7 protein-coding genes are annotated in these 11,602 nt (G+C 38.1%); 3 read left to right on the top strand and 4 right to left on the bottom strand.

All coding sequences use genetic code 11. The features are described from left to right. The first annotated feature begins 1 nt into the window (after position 1). Positions 2 to 1,129, top strand: a complete 1,128-nt coding sequence (locus E4635_RS11970) for an AAA family ATPase (protein ID WP_135526935.1) — start codon at positions 2 to 4, stop codon at positions 1,127 to 1,129. Positions 1,130 to 1,142: 13 nt separating this feature from the next. Further along, positions 1,143 to 2,774, top strand: a complete 1,632-nt coding sequence (locus E4635_RS11965; RefSeq protein WP_135526934.1) for a type I restriction-modification system subunit M — start codon at positions 1,143 to 1,145, stop codon at positions 2,772 to 2,774. 179 nt (positions 2,775 to 2,953) lie between these two features. Here the strand turns inward: E4635_RS11965 and E4635_RS11960 are convergent, their stop codons facing one another. Continuing rightward, positions 2,954 to 4,405, bottom strand: a complete 1,452-nt coding sequence (locus tag E4635_RS11960) for a site-specific integrase (protein ID WP_135526933.1) — start codon at positions 4,403 to 4,405, stop codon at positions 2,954 to 2,956. A 386-nt stretch (positions 4,406 to 4,791) separates the two neighbouring features. Here E4635_RS11960 and E4635_RS11955 point away from each other — a divergent pair, with 386 nt between their 5' ends. Next, positions 4,792 to 6,357, top strand: coding sequence for a hypothetical protein (locus E4635_RS11955; RefSeq protein WP_135526932.1), 1,566 nt, complete (start codon positions 4,792 to 4,794; stop codon positions 6,355 to 6,357). 2 nt (positions 6,358 to 6,359) lie between these two features. Here the strand turns inward: E4635_RS11955 and E4635_RS11950 are convergent, their stop codons facing one another. From E4635_RS11950 to E4635_RS11940, 3 genes are all read right to left on the bottom strand, one after another. Continuing rightward, a complete protein-coding gene (locus tag E4635_RS11950; RefSeq protein ID WP_135526931.1) occupies positions 6,360 to 9,164 on the bottom strand; it encodes an AsmA family protein in 2,805 nt (934 codons plus the stop codon). 124 nt (positions 9,165 to 9,288) lie between these two features. Further along, positions 9,289 to 11,052 carry a DUF885 domain-containing protein gene (locus E4635_RS11945; protein ID WP_135526930.1) on the bottom strand — a complete coding sequence of 588 codons (1,764 nt, stop codon included), beginning with the start codon at positions 11,050 to 11,052 and terminating at the stop codon, positions 9,289 to 9,291. A 130-nt stretch (positions 11,053 to 11,182) separates the two neighbouring features. Beyond that, complete coding sequence (locus E4635_RS11940) at positions 11,183 to 11,548, bottom strand: nuclear transport factor 2 family protein (protein WP_246020767.1); 366 nt, start codon at positions 11,546 to 11,548, stop codon at positions 11,183 to 11,185. Positions 11,549 to 11,602 lie beyond the last annotated feature (54 nt).

Below are 11,602 nucleotides of genomic sequence, written 5' to 3'. Positions count from 1 at the left end.
AATGAGCGGTCAAAAAAAAATATATAAGTACAAAACATTAAAAAATGTGGCTGTCAGGCTAAGAGACGATTTAAACAATCATCACTTTGTTTTGCTGTATGCCTATAATGGAACGGGCAAAACACGTCTTTCAATGGAGTTCAAAAATATCAGCAAGCAGAGAAAGAAAAATCCTGAAACTGACACACTTTATTATAATGCTTTTACAGAAGACCTTTTTCATTGGAATAACGACCTAGATAATGACATTGAAAGGCATTTAATTATAAATACCCAGTCTGCATTTTTTAATGGTTTTAAGGAGTTGGCTTTAGATGAAAAAATATTTGGTTATTTAGAACGTTACGCTGACTTCAATTTTGACCTTGATTTTATCAAAAAAACTATTTCATTTAAAAAACAAGTAAAAAATCCAAAATTCAAACCTGATACTGGTGAACCTGAATACATTATGCAACCAGACATTAAGGTTTCAAGAGGTGAAGAGAATATTTTTATTTGGTGTATTTTTCTTGTCCTTATTGAACTTGCCATTGATGATGATGGTAATGGTCCGTACAACTGGGTAAAAAACATTTACATAGACGACCCTATTTCATCATTAGACGATAACAACGCCATTGGTGTAGCAAGTGATTTAGCCAAACTTTTGAAAAAGGGAAAAGACAAAGTAAAAGTGGTTATTTCTTCGCATCATTCATTATTCTACAACGTAATGTATAATGAGCTAAAGAAGATTGAGCACAAAAGCCATTTCCTGCATAAAAACGGTGCGGACGGTTACATTTTGAGAGCTACAGATGAAACACCATTTTTTCACCACGTTGCTATATTAACCGAATTAAAAAAGGTTTCAGAAAATGGCATAGTAAATACCTATCATTTTAATATGTTGAGAGCTATTTTAGAAAAAACATCAACTTTTTTTGGCTATGACGACTTTTCAAGTTGCATCACAGGAGTTGAAGATGAAATGCTTTTTTCACGAGCTTTAAATTTGTTAAGTCACGGTAAGTATTCCATCTATCAACCTGTAGTAATGAACGAAGACAACAAAGAATTATTCAACAGAATATTAACTGCATTTTTGGGAAAATACGAATTCCAATTACCTGAAATATTCGCTTAAAAAAGACAAGTCAATGACACAAAAAGAAAATAATAAAAAATTAGGCGATACTCTTTGGGACATTGCCAATGATTTGAGAGGCGTAATGAATGCGGATGATTTCCGTGATTATATGCTTTCATTTCTGTTCCTTCGTTATTTGTCTTTCAATTACGAAGAAGCCGCAAAAAAAGAATTAGGCAAAGATTACCCACCAAGTCCGTCAAAAGATTTAAGAGCAGACTTTTTAGTGCCACCACCTTTGGAACTTTGGTACAAAAAAAATAAAGCAGACATTGATGAGTTTGAGGAACAAATGCGTAAAAAAGTCCATTATGTAATCAAACCAAAATTTTTGTGGAGTAACATTACCGAGTTAGCCCGTACTCAAAAAGGTGAATTATTAAAAACTTTAGGAGATGGGTTTCGATACATAGAAAATGAATCGTTTGATAGCACTTTTAAGGGCTTGTTCTCTGAAATTAATCTGAATTCGGAAAAGCTTGGTAAAACTGAAAAAGAAAGAAACGATAAACTCTGTAAGATAATAACCAAAATAGCTGAAGGAATTGCAGACTTTTCGACCGATACCGACACGCTTGGTGATGCTTATGAATATTTGATTGGGAAGTTTGCAGCAGGTTCAGGAAAAAAGGCAGGAGAATTTTATACGCCTCAACAAATTTCAACCATTCTTTCACGAATTGTATTGTTAGATTCCCACGACCCAACAACTGGTTATAAGTCTAAACTGAACAAGGTTTTGGATTTCACTTGTGGTTCGGGTTCTTTGCTTTTAAATGTAAGAACCCAACTAAAGAAAGCTAAAGGAAATATCGGTAAAATTTATGGGCAAGAAAAGAATATAACAACCTACAATCTTGCCCGAATGAATATGCTTTTGCACGGTATGAAAGATTCCGAGTTTGAGATATTCCACGGTGACACTTTGCTCAATCAATGGGATTTACTCAATGAAATGAATCCGAGTAAAAAAATTGAGTTTGATGCCATTGTAGCCAATCCGCCATTTAGTTTGCGTTGGGAACCAAATGATACTTTAGCAGAAGATTTTCGCTTCAAAGGATATGGTTTAGCACCCAAATCAGCAGCCGACTTTGCTTTCCTTTTACACGGAATGCACTTTTTAGCTAAAGAAGGAACTATGGCAATTATTTTACCTCACGGAGTTTTATTCCGTAGTGGTGCAGAATCAAGAATAAGGGAAAAACTTTTAAAAGAAAACTATATTGACACTGTAATTGGTTTACCTTCCAATTTATTTTACTCGACAGGTATTCCTGTTTGCATTTTGATTTTGAAAAGATGTAAGAAGAAAGATGATGTATTGTTTATCAATGCAGGAGAACAATTTGAAAAAGGAAAACGACAAAATACACTTTCTGAAAAACATTTGGACAATATAGTAGAAACGTACAAATTCAGAAATGAAAGAGAGCGTTATTCTCGTAGAGTTTCAATGGACGAAATCAAAAAGAACGACTACAATCTAAACATTTCAAGATATGTGAGTACCTCAGAAGACGAGATACAAATTGACTTGAAAGATGTAAACATTAAACTAACTGAAATAAATAAAAGTATAAAAACAAACACAGATAAACACAACGAATATTTGAAAGAGTTAGGATTGAATCCAATATAATGCTCACACTATTGGCATGAATGAAATGTAGAAATCTCGAACTTGTTTTTGTGATTAAAAGAATATTAGACTGTAACAAAAAGAAAAAGGAGGACATGTTAGAGTGCGCTCATCCCATCTCTTTTTGAATGCCATCTCTTAAAGTTTTTTATTTACAAACACATATATTTCTTAATATGTTAGAATTTATATAGTTCACTTTGTTTTTCTCTTTGAACACGATTAACCTCATCATAAAACTGCTTAGCTTTATCCAAAAGAGTTGATTTGTTATAAACCCCAGCCATTGCGTGCATTGGTTTTTTATCGGGATGCGTTACTCCCATTACAATATTTTCAGCTCCGCCAGCTAAAAACAAGTTGGTTATGAAACTTTTACGACAATCATGTGTGCTTATAACTTCATTAGCGGGCTTGCTTTCAATTATCACGCCTGATTTATACGTAACGTTAGTTATTGTCTGCATTGCGTTTATTCCCGCCAATCCGAACAACATTTTAATATTTTCATTTACGATTTGATTAGCTGGTAGTACAGGAAACTTATTTCCGTATCGCTTTAAGATTTCCATTACTGGATTAAACAATGGTATATAGCACTCAGTCTCCGTTTTGTTTTGTTTGGAATGAATGTAACTGAAATTATAACTGCCGTCCTTATACGTTTCAATCTGTTCCAAATTAGCCACTTCCATGCTTTCGTAGCGCATTCCCGTTAAACTGGCTAACATAAGGTAATCTTTAGCTAATAGCATTTCGGTGGTGGTGGGCTCATAATTCCAAATTTTAACCAAATCGCTTTCGCTTACGTATATATCTTTGCTCGCTGGGCTTTTAGTAACAATGAGATTAGTATTATTAACATTCAGATTGACGTTTATACCGTCAACAATTGCCAAACGCAATAAACGCATTAATGTTTTTTGATACTTATTAATTGAACTCATCAGAAAGCCGTTTTCTTGGACAGCTATTTTGCGTTCACCTACTTTTTTTGGAATGCTTATTTTGCCCCTCAAAATTTCATCCTGAATGTTCCAAAACTCCCAGTATGTTGATTCGTCAAAATTCTCAAATGTTAATTGAATTTGCTTAACAAGTTCATAACGCTCTAAATATACTTTTAAAGTTCGATACACTTTGATTGAATTTTCGTCAATTTCATCTTTACGCCCGCTACCTTTCAACGATTCAAACAAACTTATCTTATCGTTGAGGTAAGCTAATATCGTGAAAGTTTTCTTTTGCTCCCGTTGTTTACGCCCCAGCTGAATTAACAAATCTGTTTTAAACTGCTTAGCTGTCGGTTGAATGTCGTTTATCAAATAGTTACTATATAATTCGTCAACTTTGGTTTCAAAAATCTGCATTGCGGTTTTAACGCCTTTATTTTGTCTTGAAAAGTTTGCAAATACGTCTTCATTGAATCGGAAGTTATCTTTAATCAAACCGAAATTTTTTGGTTTTATCGTTGTTTCAAGCGATACTTTAAAACGCTCGTGTTTTATTTGATTATCAATTTGAGTAATAAACCCAGCGTGAACCATTGCGATAATGAGTTCGGGTTTTGTTCGCTCATTCGGATTTTTTGCCTTGGATTCGAGTACGTAATTTATAACTGGCTTTTTCATATCACTTTTTTGATACTCAAAGATACTCATTTTTTACATTACGGTAGAATATACGGTATAAAAAACTATTAAAATATGGCTATTTTTGATATATTTTGATAAGTGACCATTTTTATAAAACTTTGTAAAACCCTACCAATAATGGCATTTAAGTAATGTTTCCAATAGTTTAGATAAAATACTACTTTAGTACTGGAGGCACCACTGTTAAAAAACCCACTCAAACGAGTGGGTTTTTTGTATTTAATGCTATTCCGTTTTTTGCCTGGAACCACATTTTCACATGCAAATCCTCAATCACCTAATAATTACATAAACTAAATCCTGCAAAATGTAAGTATCTGCCAACCATTTATACCGAAATTTAAAAACCTAAAATCATTCCTATGAAATGGGTTAAAAAAATACTTATAAGTGTATTGGTATTATTCCTAGCTGCAATATTGCTTGATTTGGGGCTGGACTATTGGGTTTCGGTACGGCTACCAAAACTCATTAACGACCAGAACAATTCTCCATACAGCATCACTTACAAAAATCTGGATATTTCCCTATTGAAAAACACTATCCTCGCGGAAAACATCATGCTATGCCCAAAAGCCGCGCTTAACGACACGGTAATAAAAAAAGGCATTTATGCGAAAATCGGTGTGGTTGACATAAAAGGCGTCAAGATTTGGGACCTTGTCTTCCGGTCTAAAATCAAGGCTGAAAACATCACTATCACCAAGCCTGAAGTCATTTTATACAAACAAAATGAAAACGCAATCAACAATCCTAAAAGCATCCGGTCTGACGTAGTTGCCCCTTTTGGGAAAATTATTGTAGTGCCCGACATTTACCTGAACCGTGGCGATATAAAAATCATAAACATCAAAAACGATAAGATTATTTTAAACGTTGCCAATATTTCGGTTAAACTGAAAAATGTAGCCATTACCGATAAGCTCCTGGAACATAAAATCCCTTTTGCGTACCAAAACTATACTTTCCGATGCGACAGCCTGTATTACCGCCCCAATGCGTTTTATCACATCAAATCCGGGCAGATTGAAACCAGCGATACAGGATTGTTGCTGGAAAAATTCACCATGACCCCTCAATACAACCGGGCAGATTTCGTAAAACGAATGCCGAAAGAACGGGACATCTACACTTTAAATGCTTCAACCATACGGTTTGAGAAAATGCGATGGGGTTTTGACAAAGAGGAGCAATTCTTTTTCCATGCCGGGGCGATACTGATAAACCGAGCCAATGCCAATATTTACCGTCCGAAAATGCCGCCTGACGACCTTCGGAAAAAGCCGCTGTACAATAAACTGCTTCGGGAAATGCCATTTGATTTGGCTATCGACACCCTTAAAATTCAAAATTCAGTACTGGAATACGAAGAAGAAAAAACTTCCGAAAGAGGCCCGGGCCTTATATCCTTTAATCATTTCAACCTGAATGCCAGGCACCTTAACAGTGGTTTCCAAAAGAAAAAACTACCCGATGTTGCCATTGCCATCCGATGCCGTTTCATGAATATTTCACCCATGAAAGTAAACTGGTCGCTCAATGTACTGGACAAAACCGATGGTTTCAGGATCAAAGGCAACATTCGCAAATTGCCGGCAGACAGGCTGGCCCCTTTTATAAAACCCTATATAAATGTTACGGCCAAAGGGATGCTTGACATCGTTTATTTTGATTTTACAGGAAATGATAAAACCTCCGGAGGCCATTTTGGGATTGATTATGACGATTTGAAATTTACCGTTTACCGGGAAAAAAAACCGGAAAAGAAAAACAAGCTGCTAACCGCCATTGCGCGTATTTTTGTTAAAAAAGATACGGACGAAAAAATAAAGGATACTGAAGTAGCCGTGGAACGCATTCCGGAAAAATCGTTTTACAACCTCTTTTGGCGCAGCATTGAAGAAGGCTTGAAAAAAATACTGATTTAACCTTACGGTTTTTTAGGAGATTCCTCTGCTTTAGGTTCTGTTGTTGCAGGTGGGGCCGAAACGCTTTTATCTTCAGTAAATTCCGTTTTCTCGACTTCCTTGCCCGTTTTGCTGAATATTTTCACAACCGGTTTATCATTGGTACCGGTAATAACCACCGGGATTCCTATAATCCCCAAAGGCGGCAATCCAAGGCGCATCCTGAGGTTCAACTGTCCGTCAAAATTCGTTTCCCCGTTAAATTTAAGGCGGAACAAGGCAACTTTCACTTTGGTTTCCTCTACGGTAATGACATTATTCCTGATAGACGATTTTATGTCAAATGCACTAAGGTCCGGATCGTTAATGCCATCCGAGCCTGTTTTTTTGCTTACAGCGCCCAATAACCGGAACCCTTTCATTTTTACCTTTCTCACAGAAATTACGCCATTGCCCTGCAAAGAAGGCATTATGGGCTGCATTGCCCCGTCGAGGACTCCTTTGAGTTTGTAGTCGACAGAAATGATCCCTTCGGCGTTTTCGGCAGCGGAAACCAATTCCTTAAAAAGCCGGATTTCGTTATAGGCCTTTTTGACATTAAAATCTTTGGCCAGGAAACGCAAATCAAAGTTGGCTTTACCGGTATTTATATCATCATAGGCCCCATCAATCATCAGGCGGCTGTCAATGAGGTTAAAGGAAGTGTTTTTCAGTTTCAGTTTTCCCTCTTCCAGGGCAAGGTTCCCGGCCAGGTTGTTTAGGTCCAGGCCTTCAAAGCTTACTTTTTTAACATTCGCAGCCAAAGAAAGGGCCGTATTGACCGGCAAAAGCACCACTCCTTCTCCTGTAGCCGGCTTGGCCTGTTTTGCCCCTGACGGCGGAACTTGTCCTTCATTGGTTCCTGACATGAATTCATCAACATTTATAAAATCGGAATGAACCGAGAAATTCCCTTTCAAAGTCCCTTTTTCTGCCAAGACAAAATTGATGGCATTTTGAAGGTAGCCATCCATCGCAAAATCAGACTGGCCGTAGTTAGCCATAAAGGTTTTAAACCACATTTTATCCCGGTCGAAGGTAAAACTCCCTTCCTTGATCAGGAAAGGCTTAGGAAAATATTTCGAAACCGTCACAATGTTTTGTACCAGGAGCGTCCCTTTGTTGTCCAATCGGTCGTACCGTCCGGACATAGCATCGCTTTGTGTTCCCTTAAAAGCAACATCTGCTTTGATAAATCCGTTGACACTCAAGCCTTTTTGCGCAAAAACCTTATATATCTTGCCCACATCCAGATTGCCCTTCGCCTTGATATCATAGTGTATGTTATCGAAATCCGACAGGGCGGCCTGCACATATATAGGATTTCCTTCAAACGAAAAAGAAGCCGGTGTCAGGGAAACATTCAAATCTTTGTACAATCCTGTCGTATTCTTGATTTTTCCTTTAAACTGAATATGCTCGATCGGATTAGGATAATAACTGGTTTTTAACCATCCGTTTTCCAAATTGACAAAACCGTCCGCTTTCGGGAACAAATGCCTGGACGCGTTATAAACTCCTTTGGCTTTTATTTTGGCAGAAAACAATCCTTTCATATCCAGGTTTTGCAATCCTATGGCCCGGTTTAATTTTGACAGGTCCAGTTTCGATTTTACATCTGCGGAAAGGGCAATGTTCTTCATCCCTTTCGAATGAATCCTTGCTCCCAGGAAATCCTTGTCAACATTGAAGAACAGCGTATCCAGATCAACAATCAGGCTGTCTGTGTTCAATGACGGTAATTTCGTCTTAAACTTCATTTCGATGTTGGAGGTCGGAAACGGGCTTTCTTTATAAGAAATGTAACCCTTGCGGATATTCATGGCAAAGGCCAGGTCCGGTTTGGAATTCGTGGCGGCGCTATATCGTCCTTTAAAAGTAAGCATAAGGTCTGTCCGGCCTTTAACTTTAGTCTTTTCGAGCCATTCGACATATTGCGGCGGCAATGCCGTAAACAGGTCATTAAGGTTGCTGTCATCGGATTTTGCACTGAAATCGATATCGTAACCGTTCTTCAGGAAATCCAATTTCCCTAAAAACTCCACCGGAAGCTTGTTGACGATCAAGTTGTTCTGGCGAAACACAAAAGCAAGGGAATTGGTATTGATTTGTGTAATCAGGTCCGCGTCTATTTTTTTGTTTTTCAGGTATTCTTCTCCGGCAAAACTGAAATCGAAAGAATCAATTTTAGCTTCGGTATACAAATCGAAAATAGCTTTGTCCAGGCCTCCGTTCCCGACATAATTAAACCCTTTGGCATCAATAAGTATTTTGGCGGATTTATCATTATAGACCAGGTGGCTGTTTTCTATGGCGATTTTTTCCAGGCGCAGCGAAGTTCCCGAAGAATCCTTAGGAGCATTTTTATCGGAAATGTACACATTGTAGTTGGCTTCCCCTTTTTCGTTTACCAAAACATTCATTTCGGCATTGGACACAAAGATCTTATCGATTTTGATGGAATTGTCGAAAATCAGGCTCATCACATTGATGCCAAAAGCGACTTCATCAGATTTTATAAGTGTTTCGTTTTTATAAGGAGCCGATCCTTTGAGCGAAAAATCATTCAACGTAACGGTAAGCGACGGGAAATGATTGAAAAACGAAAGGTTCGCTTCCTTGAAATTAAGCTCGCCCTCTAATTTTTTATTGGCAAAATCTTTCACTTTCTCGGCAATTTGACCGGGAAAAGCAATAGGAATCAGGAACAGGGCCAACAGGATAACACCTATTGAAATCCCTGAAATTTTCAAAACCTTGAGGACTATATTCTTAAAACCGCTTTTCATACTACAAAAATAAAACACAATTATGGATTTTAACAAATTTCTCCCCACAAAAACAATACCATGGCAATTACCCGGGATTGAAATGCATAAAAAAACGGGAAAATGATTTCCCGTTTTAGTAATTTTATTTGCCCGTTTCTATCCAGTCGTTGATTTTTTTCTCCAATAAGGCCAAAGGCATGACACCCGATTCCAGCACTTTTTGATGGAATACTTTGATGTCGAATTTATCTTTCATTTTATCTTTTGCTTTCTGGCGCAATTCCATAATCTTCAATTGCCCGATTTTATAGGAAAGTGCCTGGCCCGGAATGGCCATGTATCGCTCCACTTCGGAAATAATGCTGGCTTCGCTTTCCGCTTCGTTTTCCAATGAATAACGGATGGCTTGTTCACGCGTCCAGCCTTTGCTGTGCAAGCCGGTGTCTACCACCAAGCGGATCGCCCTGTGCATTTCATTCCCCAGCATCCCGAAATACTGGTATGGATCAGAATACAATCCCAATTCTTTCCCTAAACTTTCGGTATACAAAGCCCAGCCTTCGCCATAAGCACCAAACCAGTTGAATCTTCTAAAATCCGGCAATTCCTTGTTTTCCTGTTGCAGGGAAATCTGGAAATGATGCCCTGGAATGGCTTCATGCAGGAACAAATCTTCGTCTCCGTAATAATTGTATTTCGCCACATCCGGGATCGGAACATAAAAAATCCCAGGACGGGTTCCGTCTGCAGTTCCCTGTACATATTCGGCACTGGCTGTTTTTTCCCTGAATTCTTCCGTTCTCCTTATCTCGAAAGGGGTTTTAGGCTGTAATGAAAATAATTTATTGACGCTTGGCTCTATTTTTTTATGGATGGCTTCAAAATTCGCGATTACTTCTTCCGGTTTTTTGAAAGGCATTAGCTCTTTACGGTTGCGGACATGATCAAAAAATGCCACAATTGTCCCTTTGAAACCCACTTGTTCTTTTACTTTTTCCATTTCGGCTTTTAGCCTGGCCACTTCTTTCAATCCCAGTTCATGGATCTCTTCCGGTTTCATATCTGTAGTGGTCCACTGCTTTACATACGTTGCGTATAAGGCCGCTCCGTTAGGCAAGCTTCCTATTCCGCTTGTCGTCCTGGAAGCCGGTAAATATTCGTTCTTTAAGAATGCTGCCATTTTTTGATAACGCGGCATCAGTTTTTCATTGATCTCCATAGCGTATTCTTTGGTTAAGGCACTTTTTACTTCCGGAGAAAAATCGGCTGGCATGTTTTTAATGGAAGAATAGAACAGGTTGTCTTCCACTTTAGGTGTGATCTGGTCCTGGAATTGCGGAATTACTTTTTCCGTCAAGGCTTTTGGCAATACCATTCCTTTTTGGATTCCTTTTTTCATGTACACCATGGCAGAATCCAGCCAAATGCCGTACGTATCTATTCTTTTGAGGAAATTGCGGTAATCTTTTTCCGTTTTGAAAGGCTGTGCTGCCGTTCCGCTGGCAAATTGAGACATAGTCAGGTGTGTTCCCCAAAACTGCTGGACAGGCATTAGGTTGGTTTCCTGTTTGAGCAAATCTTTACCGATAGCGGTTTCCCATTTGATGATTTCGTAGCTTATTTTCTCTTCCGGGGATAAATTATCCTTGTCAATGGTAGAAAGTTCTTTTTCGTATTTATCAAAAAATTCGCCCTGTTTTTTCCTGTAAGCATCAGTCATTTCCAGTTGCAATTGGTCATTATAGTCATTAAAGCCATTCAAAGTGGCATCGAGCGGGTTTAACGCGTTTTTCTCTTTGAAATAATTTTCGGTTAATGATTTGAAATCCTGCATACTTTCTTCTTTTTTACAATTGACAAAAAGCAATGACGACAAGGCCAGTGAGAGAATTACTATTTTCTTCATAATTTAAATGGTTTCTACTAGTTGGAACAGTAAATCTAATAAAATTGAGCGGTTTGCAAATGAAAAAACCATTAAACTTAACATTTTGTTAGGTTTAATGGTTTAGATTGTTGAAGGAATGCAACAGAAATTATCCGTGGTACACCCTTGAGAAAATGATCTTGCCGTTCTTTACTTCTAGGACTTCGGCCACAAGCATGTCTTCTTCGTTATCCACCTGACGGATGTATTCCATAAAAACACGATCCGAATTCGCGGTAAGCGAAGTTACTTTGTAATGCAGGCTCGGCAACCTGTCAAAAGCATCCTGCCACCAGGCCCGCATGGCATCTTTTCCGACCACAAGGCCGTTGGTTTGCGGCTGGCGGATTTTAAGCTTCGGGCTGAAATGCTGGGCTTCATCATCGTAAAGCGATAATAATTTTTCCAATTCTTTCGTATTGAAAGCTTCGAACCAGCGGAAAGCTATCGATTGTAATTGTTCTGGTGTCATCATATCTGTAAAAAGAAATTCCCACTTTAAAAGGAGCAGGAATTTGAATGGTATTAA

The organism is Flavobacterium humi, assembly GCF_004745595.1.
GTDB classification, from domain to species: Bacteria; Bacteroidota; Bacteroidia; order Flavobacteriales; family Flavobacteriaceae; genus Flavobacterium; species Flavobacterium humi.
The sequence above is the reverse complement of the archived record's forward strand: the minus strand, read 5'-3'. Positions and strand labels throughout refer to the sequence as shown.

What these genes read in the sequence shown, in the direction of transcription:
- E4635_RS11955 (WP_135526932.1), top strand. Translation starts at nt 4,792, where the DNA reads ATGAAATGGGTTAAAAAAATACTTATAAGTGTATTGGTATTATTCCTA.
- E4635_RS11960 (WP_135526933.1), bottom strand. Translation starts at nt 4,405, where the DNA reads ATGAAAAAGCCAGTTATAAATTACGTACTCGAATCCAAGGCAAAAAAT.
- E4635_RS11945 (WP_135526930.1), bottom strand. Translation starts at nt 11,052, where the DNA reads ATGAAGAAAATAGTAATTCTCTCACTGGCCTTGTCGTCATTGCTTTTT.
- E4635_RS11950 (WP_135526931.1), bottom strand. Translation starts at nt 9,164, where the DNA reads ATGAAAAGCGGTTTTAAGAATATAGTCCTCAAGGTTTTGAAAATTTCA.
- E4635_RS11970 (WP_135526935.1), top strand. Translation starts at nt 2, where the DNA reads ATGAGCGGTCAAAAAAAAATATATAAGTACAAAACATTAAAAAATGTG.
- E4635_RS11965 (WP_135526934.1), top strand. Translation starts at nt 1,143, where the DNA reads ATGACACAAAAAGAAAATAATAAAAAATTAGGCGATACTCTTTGGGAC.
- E4635_RS11940 (WP_246020767.1), bottom strand. Translation starts at nt 11,548, where the DNA reads ATGATGACACCAGAACAATTACAATCGATAGCTTTCCGCTGGTTCGAA.